Annotated in this window: 11 protein-coding genes and 1 pseudogene; 1 reads left to right on the forward strand and 11 read right to left on the reverse strand. The window is 48.7% G+C overall.

The window, feature by feature from the left end; translation table 11 throughout:
- Positions 1–285: 285 nt before the first annotated feature.
- A complete protein-coding gene (locus ACES2C_RS00985; RefSeq protein WP_374165164.1) occupies positions 286–2928 on the reverse strand; it encodes a valine--tRNA ligase in 2643 nt (880 codons plus the stop codon).
- A 489-nt stretch (positions 2929–3417) separates the two neighbouring features.
- Here ACES2C_RS00985 and ACES2C_RS00990 point away from each other — a divergent pair.
- A pseudogene (locus ACES2C_RS00990) lies at positions 3418–3938 on the forward strand (TVP38/TMEM64 family protein).
- A gap of 37 nt (positions 3939–3975) precedes the next feature.
- On the opposite strand, the gene murI reads toward ACES2C_RS00990, so the two are convergent.
- From murI to ACES2C_RS01040, 10 genes are all read right to left on the reverse strand, one after another.
- On the reverse strand, positions 3976–4803 hold the full coding sequence (gene murI / locus ACES2C_RS00995) for a glutamate racemase (RefSeq protein ID WP_374165165.1): 828 nt from the start codon (positions 4801–4803) through the stop codon (positions 3976–3978).
- On the reverse strand, positions 4800–5186 hold the full coding sequence (locus ACES2C_RS01000; RefSeq protein WP_374165166.1) for a DUF1634 domain-containing protein: 387 nt from the start codon (positions 5184–5186) through the stop codon (positions 4800–4802). Before ACES2C_RS01000 ends, murI begins: the two co-directional genes overlap by 4 nt.
- A gap of 5 nt (positions 5187–5191) precedes the next feature.
- Positions 5192–6028 carry a sulfite exporter TauE/SafE family protein gene (locus tag ACES2C_RS01005; protein WP_374165167.1) on the reverse strand — a complete coding sequence of 279 codons (837 nt, stop codon included), beginning with the start codon at positions 6026–6028 and terminating at the stop codon, positions 5192–5194.
- 69 nt (positions 6029–6097) lie between these two features.
- Positions 6098–9235 carry an efflux RND transporter permease subunit gene (locus ACES2C_RS01010; protein WP_374165168.1) on the reverse strand — a complete coding sequence of 1046 codons (3138 nt, stop codon included), beginning with the start codon at positions 9233–9235 and terminating at the stop codon, positions 6098–6100.
- A 45-nt stretch (positions 9236–9280) separates the two neighbouring features.
- Entirely contained in the window at positions 9281–10375 is a 1095-nt protein-coding gene (locus ACES2C_RS01015; RefSeq protein WP_374165169.1) for an efflux RND transporter periplasmic adaptor subunit, read from the reverse strand.
- A gap of 18 nt (positions 10376–10393) precedes the next feature.
- Entirely contained in the window at positions 10394–11665 is a 1272-nt protein-coding gene (locus ACES2C_RS01020) for a TolC family protein (protein ID WP_374165170.1), read from the reverse strand.
- 79 nt (positions 11666–11744) lie between these two features.
- Positions 11745–12848: a glycosyltransferase family 9 protein gene (locus ACES2C_RS01025; RefSeq protein ID WP_374165171.1), complete on the reverse strand. Its 1104-nt coding sequence runs from the start codon at positions 12846–12848 to the stop codon at positions 11745–11747.
- 34 nt (positions 12849–12882) lie between these two features.
- Complete coding sequence (rfaE2, locus tag ACES2C_RS01030) at positions 12883–14367, reverse strand: D-glycero-beta-D-manno-heptose 1-phosphate adenylyltransferase (protein ID WP_374165172.1); 1485 nt, start codon at positions 14365–14367, stop codon at positions 12883–12885.
- Between the two features lie 23 nt (positions 14368–14390).
- The gene (locus ACES2C_RS01035; protein WP_374165173.1) at positions 14391–14969 is read right to left on the reverse strand and encodes a D-glycero-alpha-D-manno-heptose-1,7-bisphosphate 7-phosphatase; all 579 of its coding nucleotides are present in this window, start codon (positions 14967–14969) and stop codon (positions 14391–14393) included.
- 7 nt (positions 14970–14976) lie between these two features.
- A complete protein-coding gene (locus ACES2C_RS01040) occupies positions 14977–15702 on the reverse strand; it encodes an SDR family oxidoreductase (protein ID WP_374165174.1) in 726 nt (241 codons plus the stop codon).
- Between the last annotated feature and the right edge of the window lie 252 nt (positions 15703–15954).

Genomic DNA, 15954 nt, shown 5'->3' on the forward strand with positions numbered 1-15954 from the left:
CAATTGGGGTGGTTGGGGTATTTGAACGAGGCTGAATCATTTCTGATACAGCCTCGCTTTTTTTAATAGAAAATAACACCTGGTAACTTAAACTGACGTTATACTACCGCTTAGCTATGCCGATCCAATAATATTGCATCGAATTTCTGGCTAAAACCAGATTGTGATACAGCCGCGTGTTAAGCAGCAGACAACTGCCCGAAACTATACTTTCTGACTAAGGGGAAGCACGTTGCAGCTAGTTTACACTACAGAAGCAGCATGATCTCGCAGCTTCCGCTCTTTCTATTGTAACTGCTTCAGGCTTTCCTCCAGTATGGCTATCTTAGCTTCTGCATCCGCCTTTTTCTTCCGCTCATTTTCAACTACCTCCGGCTTTGCATTCTGAACAAAACGCTCGTTAGAAAGTTTGCCGGCGACCGACTTCAAAAAGCCCTGCAGATACTGCAGCTCTTTTGTTATGCGTTCGCGCTCAGCTTCTGCATCAATATTTCCTTCCAGACTTACAAAAAACTCATCCCGGCCGGCAATAAAAGATGAAGCATTAGCAGGGTTTTCTTCAATGAAACTAACTTCGCTGATATTGGCAAGCTTTTTAATTACCGGAAGGTATTTCTGATAGTCGAGCTCTGAGTTGGATCTGATAGCCAGAGGAAGTTCCTCCTTGGGAGATATCTGCTTGCTGTTACGAATGTTACGAACCTCAGAGATCACCTGCTTTACGATCTCCATTTCCTTTAAAAGAGAGTCGTTAGGCTGAGCTGAAACGGGATAGGCAGCTACAATACAGCAGTCCATATCTTCGCGCCTGCCGAAGACCTCATCATGCCACAACTCTTCTGAAAGGAAGGGCATAAAAGGATGTAAAAGCTTCAGGATCTTTTCAAAAAAGCCTTTAGTAGCCTCATAAGTTGCAGCATCAATAGGAAGCTGGTACCCTGGTTTGATCATTTCGAGGTACCAGGAGCAGAAGTCGTCCCAAACGAGCTTATATATGGCAATCAGCGCCTCAGACAAGCGGTACTGGTTGAAATGGCTTTCAATCTCAGCGAGAGCCTCATTAAAGCGGTTTCCGAACCACTCAATGGCTGCCTGGTTTTCTTCGCCCGCACCCTGCTCCTCGTTGATCGTCCAGCCCTTCACCAACCGGAACGCGTTCCATATTTTATTGGCGAAGTTGCGACCCTGCTCACAATAGGACTCGTCAAACATGAGGTCATTCCCTGCAGGTGAGGATAAAAGCATTCCCACACGAACGCCATCAGCTCCGTATTTCTCAATCAGCTCGATTGGATCGGGTGAGTTCCCGAGCGATTTTGACATCTTCCTTCCGATCTTATCGCGTACAATACCGGTGAGATAAACATTTTTGAAAGGCACAGTTCCTCTAAACTCGTTACCTGCCATAATCATCCGCGCTACCCAGAAGAAGAGGATCTCGGGAGCAGTTACCAGGTCATTTGTGGGGTAGTAGTAGTTGATCTCTTCATTCCCTTTTTCCTCCGGGTGCCCGCAGACAGAAGGATCAAAAACAGACATAGGCCATAACCAGGAAGAGAACCAGGTATCTACCACGTCTTCATCCTGGGTGATGGTCTGAAAGTCTTTCCCTGCATTTCGAAACTCCTGCTCAGCATCTGCCTGATCTTTGGCAACCACCCATTCGCCTTTCTCATTATACCAGGCAGGAATACGTTGGCCCCACCAGAGCTGGCGACTGATGCACCAGTCCTTCACATTCTCCATCCAGTGGCGATAGGTGTTGATAAACTTGTCGGGGATCAGCTTTATCTCTCCATCGAGCACGTATTGAAGAGCTGGCTTGGCCATCTCCTCCATTTTACAGAACCATTGCAGTGAAAGCTTGGGTTCTATGGCAGCATCCGTACGTTCAGAGAAGCCTACTTGCGACTTGTAATCTTCTACCTTTTCAAGAGCCGCAGCTTCTTCTAACATCCCGGCAATCTTCTTACGGGCAACAAAACGATCCTCTCCTATCAGGATCTCCGCCTTTTCATTGAGCGTCCCATTGTCGTTCAGAATATCGATAACAGGAAGATGGTGCTTCAGTCCTAGTTCATAGTCATTCAGGTCGTGCGCAGGTGTCACTTTCAGACAGCCTGTACCGAATTCCATCTCTACGTATTCATCCTCTATTACCGGGATTGCCCGGTTGATCAGAGGCACCAGCACCTTCTTTCCTTTGAGATGACGGTAACGCTCGTCGTTTGGATTGATACAGATAGCCGAGTCGGCCATGATTGTCTCAGGGCGGGTAGTGGCAATTACGATGTAGCTATCGTCTGCCGCGTCAACAATCTTATAGCGGATATAATATAGTTTCTGATTGACTTCCTTGCGTATCACCTCTTCATCTGACACTGCCGTCATCCCTTTAGGATCCCAGTTCACCATCCGGACTCCGCGGTAGATGAGGCCTTTCTTATAAAGATGAATGAAGGTATCGCGTACTGCAACAGACAGAGGCTCGTCCATTGTAAAGCTGGTACGATCCCAGTCACAGGAAGCGCCCAGCTTCTCCAGCTGCTTCAGGATGATGCCCCCGTACTTCTCTTTCCATTCCCAGGCGTAGCGCAGGAACTCTTCACGCGTGAGATCTTTTTTATTAATTCCCTTTTCCTTGAGCATTGCTACCACCTTCGCTTCCGTGGCAATGGAAGCATGGTCAGTACCCGGAACCCAGCAGGCATTCTTGCCCTGCATCCTTGCACGGCGAACCAGGACATCCTGAATCGTATTATTGAGCATATGCCCCATGTGAAGCACTCCGGTCACGTTCGGAGGAGGAATAACGACGGTATAAGGCTCACGCTCGTCGGGTTCAGAGTGGAAGAACCTTTTTTCAAGCCAGTAGCTATACCATTTGTCTTCTGCTTCTTTCGGATCATATGTTTTGGAAATGCTCATATTTTTCAGCTAAATCAATATTTCGCAAAAATAGCTTTTTAAGCCTTAACTTCTGCCACTTTCCGTTGCCGCAGGTCCTCAAAAATGCACGCGAGCCGCTTTTGTTATACTCATGAAGATGAGCAGGGCGGCAAGGCAGAGAAACATAGAGAAACAGCACAAGCAAGGAAGGCAGTTTTTTGTTATTAACAAAAACTAACATTGCACATGTCCGAAACCGTTAAAGAAATTGTAAAAAAGAATAAAAACCTCCCTTTATGGATCTCGCTCTTTATTATAGCTGCTCTTGTCGGCTCCTATTTCCTGATACCGTCATTTCATGCACAGGTGAATGACGGCTTCCATGTCCTCATGAGTAAGGATAAGCAAAAGGCAGAAGCCTGGGTAAAGCAGTTCGGATTGTGGGGCCCGCTGATCATTATCGTCACCATGACCCTGCAAGCCTTCCTGCTCTTTATTCCGAACTTCCTGCTGATGATCGTAGCTATCATGTGCTATGGCCCCTGGTGGGGAGGTCTGATATCGATCCTTGCGGTAGTTGCAGCCTCCACTGCCGGCTATTATACAGGAGAATACCTGGGTCCTTATGCCATGAAGAGAGTCATAGGAGAGACGACTCAAAAAAAGTACAGGAATGGGTAAAACGATATGGGATAGGAGTGGTTGTCGCGATCCGGACATCACCCCTTCTTCCTAACGATGCCCTCCATTTTGTTGCCGGCTTCCTGAAGATGGGCTTTATCCGGTTCACCCTCGCTACGATTGCCGGTACCATACCTCTGCTGGTGCTCATCGCCCTGTTCTCGGAGGAAGGCAAGCTGGACAAAGCAGTATTCTGGATCTCGGTGATATCGACAGCACTGTTCGTGGTCTATTTTCTAATTGACTACCGGCGAAGAAAGAAGACAGGCCCCATTCAACACACTATTGATGCAAAAGAGGTCAAGGCTAATACGGAGATCACACAACAGGCCTTTCCGGCAGGCGAAAGCCACATCGGAAAGAGATAACTTAGGAGGTCATAGCCAAGGCACTTCGTTATGATTGCTATATCTCGATCTGCTCCGAAAATACGGTATCATGCAGGAAGATTCCGGCCTTCTCGTTGAAGCTGTCAGTAGATTCGGTGGTGAAGAAGCGCGACTCTCCGCCTTTTGAGCAAAGCGCTTCTATTTCAGGATGCCGGTTCAGGTAATCCTGGAGACTCTCCGCAACCAGGGGACCTTGAGAAACTACGCGTACGCCGCCAGGAAGACAGTCTCTGATTTTGTCGATCAGCAGGGGGTAGTGCGTGCAGGCCAGTGCAATGGTGTCAATTTCAGAGCATTGAGCCATGAGGTGATCTATGTTCTTTTTGATGAAGTAATCGGCCCCGGGGCCTGCAAACTCATTATTCTCAACCAGCGGCACCCACATGGGGCAAGCTTCCTGAAACACTTCAACTCCGGGGAAGAACTTAGCAATCTCCAGCTTATAAGAGTTAGAAGTCACGGTTCCCTGTGTTCCCATGATGCCCACTTTGCCAGTAACGGTATAAACACCAATCACCTCTGCAGTAGGGCGTATCACACCCAGCACTCTTCTCAGTTCTTTCAGCTTTGGAAGATCCCTCTGCTGGATGCTTCGAAGAGCCTTTGCCGAAGCAGTGTTACAGGCCAGGATCACCAGGCGGCATCCCATCCCGAACAATTGTTCCACACACTCCAGCGTATAGCGATAGACTGTCTCAAAGGCGCGTGTTCCATAGGGGACACGAGCATTATCGCCCAGATAGATATAATCGTACTGAGGCAGCTTCTTCCGGATCTCAGAGAAAACCGTCAGACCTCCGTATCCTGAATCAAAAACACCGATAGGTGCAGCCTTATCCGTCATCCTCCCAGGCCTCCTACCATTCCCGCTACTATGATAGCCAGCACCAAAAGCGTAATGAAGACATATAAGAGATCCTTTTCGAGCAGGAAGCCCACAGCAGAGAAAGCGACGCGCAGTATGGGTGTAGCAAGCAGAATAACCACACCAAGCTGAATGATAGCACGGCCGCTAAAGGCTCCTACTCCGGTAAAGATCCCCGGAAGGTGTCGCAGGTTTTCAGGTGCACCTTTGAATTCATGGTAGTCGGGCAATTCGCCTCCGTGTCTGAAAAGATAAATCAAGCCGCCAAAGAGCGCTACTGCACTAGCCGTAAAAACACCCGTCCTGAGAAGCTTCCCTACCAGAGAAGCAACATCTTTATCGCTCTTGAATGAACTAAACATGCTTTTCATAATTTTCCCGTGAGACCATTATAAATCATTTCGATGGCGAGGAAGCTGATGACGACACTAAACAGCAGACGAAGTTTCTTGGTATTAGCACCTACCAGTATTTTAGATCCGGTGAACGCCCCTCCAAGTACGCCGATCACTACTGGCATTGCCAGGCCGGGATCTATATAACCACGCTGCAGGTAGACCACGGCACTCGCTGCTGCTGTAACACCGATCATAAAGTTGCTGGTGGTAGTACTCACTTTAAAAGGAATCCGCATAATGGTGTCCATTGCCAGCACCTTTAAAGCTCCCGAACCAATGCCCAATAAGCCGGACAGCACACCGGCTATGGTCATCAATGAGTAACCGCCCAGGACACGCCTCACCTTGTATTCCACCACTCCGTCCTTTGTGGGAAAAGAGCCGTTCAGCTTTAAAGTCCTGGCCAGTGCACTTCGGTCATCCGTTTCCGCTCCTTCATGTTTCTTCCGGAGTGACATGGCTGCCGAAAAAAGAAGGACAACACCAAAAATAATGGCGACGATATGAGTGGCGACGTAAGCAGCGATAAGAGCACCAATGATGGCCCCGGTTGTTGTGGCTATTTCCAGGAACATACCGATGCGGATGTTGGTGATGCCCTCTTTGATATAGGCCGCTGCCGAGCCTGAAGATGTGGCAATAGAGGCAACGAGTGCACAGCCTATCGCATAACGAATATCGACATGGAATATCAAAGTCAGCAGTGGGATCAGCACAACACCTCCACCGAGTCCAGTTAACGACCCAAGTAAGCCGGCGGCATACGCACCTACCAGTAAAATGAGAGTGAATACGAGTATTGTCATAGCGTGGTGTGGCAAACTTAGACAAAATAAATCAATAAAGGGTCCGGCTAAGGACCCTTTATTGATTCGTTAACTGTTCACAGCACCCAGCTTTTTAAGGAGCTTTCGGTTCTCCCGCCGGTGGAAAAGCTTATAGAATATGGAATATATAACAGGCAGGATCAGCAAGGTCAGGATGGTTGAGGTGACCAGCCCCCCGATTACCACTATCGCCAGCGGCTTTTGTGTTTCAGAACCTACGCCTGTTGACACAGCTGCCGGCATCAGTCCGATGGCAGCCATCAATGCAGTCATTACCACAGGGCGTACGCGCGATATCACTCCCTGCAGGATGGCCTCATCAAGCTGCATATGCTCCATCAGGTTTTTCCTGAAGACGGAGATGAGGATAACCCCGTTCTGTATACACACTCCAAAGAGGGCAATAAAGCCAATTCCAGCTGAGATACTAAAGTTCATCCTGGTAATGTGCAAGGCGAGGATTCCCCCGATCAATGCGAACGGGACATTGAGGATGACCAGCATCGCGTCCTTCACATTGTTAAAAGTGATGAACAAGATCAGGAAGATCACCAGCAAGCAAACAGGAACCACTTTAGCCAGGGTGTTCGACGCACGGATCTGATTCTCAAACTGGCCATTCCAGGTGAAGGAGTATCCCTGATCGAGCTTCACAGCAGCATTTACCTTCTGCTGAGCTTCCTTGATCGTACTTCCCAGGTCGCGCTCCCTCACGGAGAATTTCACAGCAATATAGCGTGTATTATTGTCGCGATAAATAAATGCAGGACCCGTCAGCTTTATTATCTCAGCAATTTCCTTGATCGCCACGCGCGAGCCCTTCAAGGTAGGTACCATCAGGTTTTCAATCTTCTCCTGTGCATCCCTGAAAGGTTTCTGATAGCGCACAGTAATGTCAAAGCGACGTTCTCCCTGATAAAGCTCTGATGCGGCCTTACCTCCTATCGCCATCTCGATCACTGCGTTGGCGTCAGCGGTACTCACCCCGTACATCGCCATCTTTTTCTGATCAAGCTCAATTCTGAACTCAGGCTGTCCCAAATTACGCAGAACTCCCAGGTCTTCAATACCGCGCACCTTTTTGAGGACTGCCATCACCGCATCGGCTTTTTTATCCAGCACATCGAAATCCGGACCAAAGATCTTGACCGCCATTGAGGCATTCACTCCTGCCACAGCTTCATCCACATTATCCCTGATTGGCTGTGAATAGTTATAAACGATACCGGGGAGCTTTTTAAGCTGAGCGTCCATCTGATCAATCAGCTCATCTTCCGAAAGCCCCTTTCTCCACTGATCTTTCTTTTTCAAATCCACCTGGATCTGCACGTTATAGAAACCCTTCGGATCCGTTCCGTCGTTGGTCCGTCCCACTTGCGCAAGGGTCTGTTTCACCTCCGGAAACTTATCGAGGATCTGCATCATCTTCTGGTTAATATTCTCCGCCTGCACAAGCGATATGCTCATCGGAAGTTCTGCTTCTACCCAGAGCGCACCTTCGTTAAGGTCAGGAAGGAATTCAGTTCCCAGGAACTTGGCAGAAAAGAACGTGAGGACCATGAATGACAGCGCGATGATGAGACTCAGTTTCTGATTATGATACGTAAAGTTGAAAAGCCGCTTAACACCATTCTCAAAAAAGAGCACAATGCGGTTATGCTTTTCCCTGACATTCTTCCGCAGAAGGATACTCGACAATGCAGGAACAAGAGTCAACGTGAACAACAGGGCCCCAAGCAGCGCAAAACCTAATGTATAAGCCAGAGGGGAGAACATTTTGCCTTCTACCTTCTGGAAAGAGAAGATCGGAATCAAACAGGTGATGATGATCAGCTTGGAAAAGAAGATAGCTTTTCCCATCTCTGTTCCCACATTCTTGAACAGACCCATTTTTGCAAGTCCGTTGAATTTCTCCATACCTACTTCCCGCGCCCGATGATCAAGCGCGACAAAGAGCCCCTCAACCATCACGACCGCTCCGTCGATGATAATACCAAAGTCAACAGCACCCATCGAAAGAAGGTTAGCGCTCATTCCCTTAATCCGCATACAGATGAATGCGAAGAGCAGTGCAAGAGGGATAATGATAGCCACGGTAACGGTAGTGCGCCAGTCGGCCATAAAAAGGAAAACGATCACAGTCACCAGGATGATCCCTTCGAGCAGATTGTGGATCACCGTTTCAGTACAGAAATCCATCAGATCGGTGCGGTCATAGAAGGTATTGATCTTGACGCCCCTGGGAAGGATCGAGGAGTTTAGTTCTTTTACCTTATCACGGATCCTATTGAGGACTTCTGCCGGATTCTCGCCTTTCCTCATCACAATGATGCCCTCCACCACGTCCTTCTCGTTATCCCTGCTCACCTGACCGAGCCTTGGAAGCCCGCTTTCATGCACCGTTGCCACATCTTTTGCCAGGATGGGCACGTCGTTCACATTCTTGACGATGATATTTTCAATACCCTCAATGTTGTTGATCACTCCGATCCCTCTTACCACATACGCCTGATCGTTTTTATTAATGACATCCCCGCCCACATTGATATTCGCACGATTGATTGCATTATATACGTCGAGCGAACTCAGGCCGTACTTTTGAAGTAGAGCCGGATTAACGCTCACTTCATAGGTCTTTTCCTCCCCTCCGAAGCTGTTCACATCAGCTACACCCGGTACCGATTTAAACTGGCGGTCAAGCACCCAGTCCTGAATAGCAGTCAGCTCGTGAATAGATTTATTTTTGCTTTCCAGCGTGTAACGATAGATTTCACCCGTAGGTCCGTATGGCGGCTCTACCTCTGGCTTCACCCCCTCAGGGAGGTCTGCATTAGCCAGCCGGCTGAGCACCTGCTGCCGGGCAAAGGCATCGTCTACATCATCATCAAAGATGATCCGGATGTACGACAAGCCAAAAGCTGACGTTGTACGAAGGTTTGCTTTCTTCTGAACCGAGTTAAGCACTGTCTCCATCGGGATGGTGATAAACTTCTCTACCTCCTCAGCACTCCGTCCCGGCCATTGAGCAATGATAATGATCTGCGTGTTGGTGACGTCAGGAAAGGTCTCGATCGGAGTATTACTATAACTCCAGACGCCCAGGACAGCCAGCACTCCGGTAAGAAAGAAGACCAGGTAGCGGTGCCTCAGCGAAAAATGTATGATATTTTTAATTAGCGTATTCATGTTTACAGATTCCCCACTTGATTTAGTAAATAGACCTGTCCCGCTTTACTCTGAGAGCGCGTTATACAGTAGTAGCTGATTTTTGGAGATCACCAGCTCTCCGGGCTTTAAACCCGAACCGATGTAGGAGACGTTTTCAACCGACTTGATCACGTTCACTTCTCTGATCTGCAGATGGCACCGGTCTTTGTAAACAATCACATAGTTCTTGCTGCTGTCAAAAATTACAGCATCAGAAGGCACTGCCACCGAACTCGATGGTTCATTATTGGTGACAAGCACATTGGTAAACATCTCAGGCTTGAGCTGCATACCGGGGTTTGGCAGCACAATTTTCACCTTCATCACCTTGTTATCAGGATCGAGCACAGAGCTTACTTCATCCACCCGCCCTTCAAACACTTTTCCGGGATATGCAAGCGTAGTCACTTTAGCTGTGTAACCTTGCTTTACCTTCGAAATATCGCTTTCAAATACATTTGCCCACACCCAAACATCTTTCATGTCCGAGATTGTAAAGAGGCTGGCTCCATTATCCTGCCTGATAAAGCTGCCCGCGCTGATATTCTTTTCTACTATAAAGCCTCCTTCCGGAGCCTTGATGACATACATGCCGTTGGCGCCTGTACTTCCCCTTCCATTGATAGCAATCTGCTCCCTGATCTTCCTGTTGGCAGAAAGTGCCTTATTATAATTTTCCTTTGCTTCTGTGTAATCCCGCTCGCTGGAGATACCACTCTTATAGAGATACTGTGCCTGTTCGAGCTGCCTCCTGGCAATAGACAGGTCAGACTGAGTCGCCGAAAGGTCAGTATAGGTCCCTGCTACATCAGCACTTCGTATCACGGCCAGTGTCTGACCTCTCGATACATGATCACCCAAAGACACTTTCACTTCCAGTACCTGCCCGCTGGCGAAAGGGAAAACCTTTACCACTTTATTATCATCAAAAGACACTTCTCCCGACAGGCTTAACTCGTCTTTAATATTTGCCGTTTTAACAGTATCGATTCGGATCAGCCTGGTGAGCGAGTCGCTGATACATACCTCATTCTTTGTTTTCGTTTCTGCTGCCTTCTCTTTACACGCTGACATGAGGAATGTACCAGCGGCCAGCAGGGCGATTATTTCTCTCTTCATTTTCTTATTTAATACTGACTAAGGATTGATTACGGTTGTACCAACGGTGTAGTTAAGATCGGCAGCTGCCTTATGCAGATTATACCTTTGGGCGATGATCTTGAGCTGGGTGTCTTTGTACGACTCAAAGAAATCAACAAACTCCAGCAGGCTGATCTGTCGTTGCTGATAGCTCTTCAGCATCCCTTTGAAAAGCTGGTCATACTTGCTGTAGAAGTCCTCCGACCCTTCCGAAAGCATGCTTGCTGCAATTTGGTACTGCTCGCGCGCTGCCATCACTTCGTGCTTTAAAGAAAGTTCGCTGTCTTTGAAAGCAGCCTCCTGACCTTTCATATCAAGCCTGGCAGCCCTGATGTTTCCCTGATTCCGGTCAAACAAAGGCAGGGGAAGGCCGATCTGCAAGCCAAAATAGTGAGGAGAATAACTGTTCACCTTGTCATATACCACACCGGCAGTAATGTCGGGAAGTGCCAGCGACTTCTGATAGCTCAAATTATGCTTTGCCCGTTCAGATTCGATGCTTCCTCCCAGATAATCAGGACGGCTCGTGAGAGCCTGTGCAATCAGCTGATCAGCAGATGGCAGAGCCTCAACTTTTGGTCTGTCCAGTTGCGGAAGGATTGTCGTGCCTTCATCCACTGCCAGTAGGGTCTTAAGCTCTGTCTCCAGATTTACAAGCTGACGATTATTTTCGGCCAGATCACTTTGCAGGCCAAACAACAGCGCCTTAATCCTCACCGCATCCTTAAAGGATGAATTTCCTGCCTTATACGATTTTTCAATCGCATCACCCAGCGTGTTCAGCGAAGAAATCTCCGTCACATAGACCTTGTTCTGTTCAGTGATACTGGCAACGTCTGCAAAGTCCTGCTGCAGGTTGTACCTGAGGTTGCGCATGAGGTCATTAAACTCAGCTTCCTGGATCCTGGCATCATCCTTCGCCAGCTGCACCTGCTTCCCTCTCTTGCCTGCCGTCCGGAAGATCTGGCTCATGATCAGATACACCTGTCCGTTTCCGTCAGCATGGTTGAAGAACGTATGGGTATTGTCGTATAGGTTTTGTTCGGTGTTCAGGGTCGGATTGTCCCAGAGGGCGGCCTGTTTAACTAAAGCAGAGGATGCGTCGACATGATATTTCTGAGCGATCAGGCGAAGGTTCTTTTGCAGAAACTGTTTCTCTGCCTCCTTAAAACTTAGCTTCAGCGTGTATGTCTGCGCACTTGCCGTGCCGGCCAGCAATAGAAGGATACATACTAAAAAGTTCAGGTTAACGACTTTCTCTTTGCTCATACGTGTGTATTTGAGCATCAAAAATCATAAAGAGAAGTGAAGTTCAGGTGAAGATGAAGGAGCAGCGCCGCAACTGCATTTAAGATAAGACAGGCAGCTCCGGGATGAGCACAGCATCACCCTTTAAAACCGATTGAACTGCTGATATGATTTCCTCAGGCAGTACAGGAGCAGGCGGAGTATGAAAATAAGTTTTATCCACATACCGGATCACCTCATTCCTGCTTTTAAGGTGTTCAGGAACTTCAAAGGTCAGCACCCGTCCATGAATGTTCCAGGGATAGTGCTGCGGATTGGTAAGGGCATACAAAACCACTACAGGGGTTTGTGTTGCTGCAGCGAGGTGAACAGTGCCCGTGTTAACCGAAATCACCAGTCGCGAACGACTGATTAACAGAACAAACTCAGCCAGATCGAGGTGACCGGCAAGCGCGAATGCATTATCGCCGATGCAGGCAGCCATTGAATCAGCCAGGCATTTCTCAGAGGCGGCCCCCGTGATCAGCAACTGGTATTTCTCTCCCAGTTCTTTCCCCAGTTCGCACCATAGATGTTCCGGATACCGGCGTTTCTCTTCACTCACTCCCGGATGAAGAATGATCCATGGATTTTCCGTCTGAATCCCAATGCGCGACAGCTTTTCCTCCAGTCCTTCCCATCGGCTTTCATCAATAGCGAGACTAATGGAGAGATCAGAAGACTCTGCCCCCACCTGATGCACAAGCTCCAGGTCACGCCTTACCTGATGCCTGATTTCAGAATAGGGTTCAGGATCGGGCACCCAGTCGGTCAGTAAGCCATAGGGATTCTCCCGGCAATAGGCCAGTCTTTTCGGAATACCGGCCATCCAGGCAAGCATCACTGTAGGAAGCGGATTCTGACTATAGACAGTAAAAACAACGGCAGCATCAAAAGCACGCGACCGTATTTCTGCTACGACAGAAGTCAGGGCGTCCTGATCAACCGCCTCTTCTGCCTTTACCCAGGGCAGGTCATAAACAATCACGTCATCTATTCCCTGAATCATCGGCACAATGCCCTTCGCCATTGAAGAAGTCAGGAGGGTGATCCTGGCGCCGTTCATTTCCTTCAAAGCCCTGATAGCAGGGATTGACATTACCAGGTCGCCCATATTATCCGGCCGTATACAAAGTATATTCTTACAGTCTTTCCAGTCGCTCATTTAACATTATCTTCAACTCAGGAGATCGCGAGGATCAGGCCTGCATCCTCAGCCTTCCTCCATTATTAATCCTGTGAATTATTCTGGTTGTCGAGTGGTCGGGAACATAAGGAACGAAGACGATCTCTCCTCCTGTTTCCTCTACCACCTTTGTTTCCGGAAGGGTCTCCTTAGTGTAGTCACCGCCCTTTACGTACACTGCCGGACGTGCCGCACGGATAAGATCCACCGGCGAGTCCTCGTTCTCATGCCCGAAGGAAATAATATGATCAATAGAGCTCAGCCCCGATAATACTTCCATCCGGTCAGGCAGAGGATTGATCGGGCGTTCCGGCCCTTTCAGGCGCATCACACTCTCATCGCAGTTCAGGCCCACGATCAGGATATCGCCCAGCTCCCGTGCCTTGTTCAGGTAGGATACATGGCCACTATGAAGGATATCAAAACATCCGTTGGTAAACACGATCCGTTTACCCTGCGCTTCATAGATCTCTGCAAGCTTCCGCAGCTCGTTCACGTTCGATACGATCTTATGATTCACCGCAAAGAATGATTTCAGCTCAGTATTATAGCATGGTGCCGTATCCACTTTCTGCACGGCAATGGTAGCTGCAGCGGTAGCTATTTCAGTGGCCATTGGTATATCAGCTCCGCAGAATAGCGACAGCGAATATGCACTCACGAACGTGTCGCCCGCTCCCACCACACTTGGCGAAGCCACCTCGTAGGCATAAGACCTGTAGGCAAACTTGCCGTTGTCGAAGATCAGAGCCCCGTCAGCGTCAATGGTAAGAGCAATGATCTTTGCTCCCGTCTTTTCATACAGCAGTGCTCCTGTCGCCATAGCCTGATCCACACGTCCATCCGGCTGATAGTCCATGCCCAGAAGCTTGATCGCCTCATAATAATTCGGTTTCACCAGCGTAGGCTTAAGGTTTCTGAACTTAGCCAGTTCTTTCGAATCCACTGCCAGCAGTTTATGGTGTTCATTCTGGAGTTTTTCCAGCGTGCTCACCAGCAGCGGAGTGAGAATGCCTCCATAGTAATCGCCTATCACCACAATATCAAAATCGCGGTAGCTCTCCAGCAAGGCGTCAGCCAGTCGTCGTTCCGTTTCCTGATTCACCGGGAGCTGCGAGCCATAGTCAAAACGGGCCAGGATCTGCGACTTCGCCATTACCCGGGTTTTCACCATCGTTTTCCTGTCCTTTTCCTTCAGAATCAGATCCGTTGCAATGCCTGCCTGCCTTAGCAAGGCGAAGGCACGCTCAGCGGTATCGTCATCACCAACGGCCGACAAAAAGGACACCGACGCACCCAGCGCTTTCAGGTTAAGGGCAATATTAGCGGCCCCTCCTACCGTCTCTTCCTTGCTCGAAATGGCCACAACCGGCACCGGAGCTTCGGGTGAAAGCCTGCTGCTATCGCCCTTCAGGTAGGCATCCAGGATGATATCTCCTATCACCAGCACCCGGGGCGCCAGGAACTGATCGATTATGTGGTGGTAAGCTGCATTCATTTTAGATAGCTGTATGATGTAAATTATACGTCGAGTACCGATGGAATTTTTCTTTTCAGAATGAGCATTGCTGCCTCGTCTATATTCTGGACAACGTAGTCGGGAATCCGGCATTCACTGATCACCCATTCCGTCTCGTTTCCATTGTCGAGCAGAATAGAGCGACAGCCAGCGCGTTTACCCGCTTCCACATCATTGAGGATATCGCCGATCATCCACGACTGAAAAGGGTCGATGTCAAAATCCCTTACAGCCCTTTGGATCATCCCCGGGCTGGGTTTCCTGCAGTCGCATTCAACAGCATAGCCGGCCACTGTCCCCTCGGGATGATGCGGACAGTAGTAAAAGCCGTCGAGCCTCACGTCCTGCTCCTGCAAGAGCTCCCGCATCCTGCCTATTACAGCATCAAGTGCCTTTTCCTCGAATATCCCCCTTGCAACACCAGCCTGATTAGAGATGATGATGATGAGGTATCCTTCACTTTGAAGCTGTCTCAACCCCTCTGCAGTGTTCTCCTGCAGAGTGATTAAGGCAGGATCAGTATTGTATGGAATGTCCGGGATAAGCGTCCCGTCTTTATCAACAAATACTGCTTTGTTCATAGTTTCATTATGGCCATGAAGTTTCCTTGAATGGGATCACCATGAGTTCCGGAATTACCGTATCGGTATCGTTTAACAGCAGGTGTTTGATCTGCGCAGCTACATTAGCCGGGTCCTGCAGAACCTCAGGATTGATATCAGGAAAGCGATCGAGCAGGAATGGCGTTCTCATACCTCCGGCAATCAAGCCCGTTACCTTTACATTCACCTTACGAGCCTCCGTAAATAAAGCCTGAGTAAAACCTCTCAGTCCCCATTTGCTTGCGTGATATACAGAAGCCTCCGTCCAGGCCCTTAATGCAGCGGTGGAAACGATATTAATAATATAACCGCTCTGCTGTGCCGCCATTACAGCCAGCCCGAACTTAGCAGTTAAAAAAGGCCCCCGCAGGTTCACCTTCATGGCACTGTCCCATTCTGAAACCTCCAGTTCGGCAATTGGTTTAGTGAAGTCAATCCCGGCATTATTGATCAGCACGTCAAGACTGCCGTATTCACTCTTCACCGAGTTGATCACCGATTCAACACTCTTCTCGTCAGACAAGTCGAGGTATTTAAAAGCCACTTTATAGTTCTGCTGCTGAAGCTCTTCAGCAGTCTTTTCAGCCTTTTCCTGCTGAATGTCTCCAATAACAACCGTAGCTCCTGCTTCTGCAAGCGTACTACAGATTGCCTTTCCGAGCCCCTGGGCTCCTCCTGTTACTAAAATTACTTTTCCGTTTAAATTTTCCATTTGTATTTATTAGATATTGGCGGTTGGCGGTTGGCGGTTGGCGGTTGGCGGTTGGCCTTTTTGCAATCAGCTTTCAGCAGTCAGCTGTTGGCCTTTAGCTGTTAGCTATTAGCCTTCAGCAGTCAGCTGTTGGCTGTTGGCTGTTAGCTGTTGGCTGTCGGCTGATAGCTGATAGCCGACAGCTGACTGCAGTCAACCAGCTGTCCACATTTCGCCCTTAGCTGTTAGCGTTTAACCCTGCTTTTTAACATG

The sequence above is a fragment of the Arcticibacter sp. MXS-1 genome (assembly GCF_041902385.1).
Taxonomy (GTDB): domain Bacteria; phylum Bacteroidota; class Bacteroidia; order Sphingobacteriales; family Sphingobacteriaceae; genus Arcticibacter.

Excerpts from the sequence above, each read along its gene's own strand:
- ACES2C_RS01035 (WP_374165173.1), bottom strand. The coding sequence starts at position 14,969 with ATGAACAAAGCAGTATTTGTTGATAAAGACGGGACGCTTATCCCGGAC.
- ACES2C_RS01040 (WP_374165174.1), bottom strand. The coding sequence starts at position 15,702 with ATGGAAAATTTAAACGGAAAAGTAATTTTAGTAACAGGAGGAGCCCAG.
- ACES2C_RS01015 (WP_374165169.1), bottom strand. The coding sequence starts at position 10,375 with ATGAAGAGAGAAATAATCGCCCTGCTGGCCGCTGGTACATTCCTCATG.
- ACES2C_RS01025 (WP_374165171.1), bottom strand. The coding sequence starts at position 12,848 with ATGAGCGACTGGAAAGACTGTAAGAATATACTTTGTATACGGCCGGAT.
- ACES2C_RS00985 (WP_374165164.1), bottom strand. The coding sequence starts at position 2,928 with ATGAGCATTTCCAAAACATATGATCCGAAAGAAGCAGAAGACAAATGG.
- murI (WP_374165165.1), bottom strand. The coding sequence starts at position 4,803 with ATGACGGATAAGGCTGCACCTATCGGTGTTTTTGATTCAGGATACGGA.
- ACES2C_RS01020 (WP_374165170.1), bottom strand. The coding sequence starts at position 11,665 with ATGAGCAAAGAGAAAGTCGTTAACCTGAACTTTTTAGTATGTATCCTT.
- ACES2C_RS01010 (WP_374165168.1), bottom strand. The coding sequence starts at position 9,235 with ATGAATACGCTAATTAAAAATATCATACATTTTTCGCTGAGGCACCGC.
- rfaE2 (WP_374165172.1), bottom strand. The coding sequence starts at position 14,367 with ATGAATGCAGCTTACCACCACATAATCGATCAGTTCCTGGCGCCCCGG.
- ACES2C_RS01005 (WP_374165167.1), bottom strand. The coding sequence starts at position 6,028 with ATGACAATACTCGTATTCACTCTCATTTTACTGGTAGGTGCGTATGCC.
- ACES2C_RS01000 (WP_374165166.1), bottom strand. The coding sequence starts at position 5,186 with ATGTTTAGTTCATTCAAGAGCGATAAAGATGTTGCTTCTCTGGTAGGG.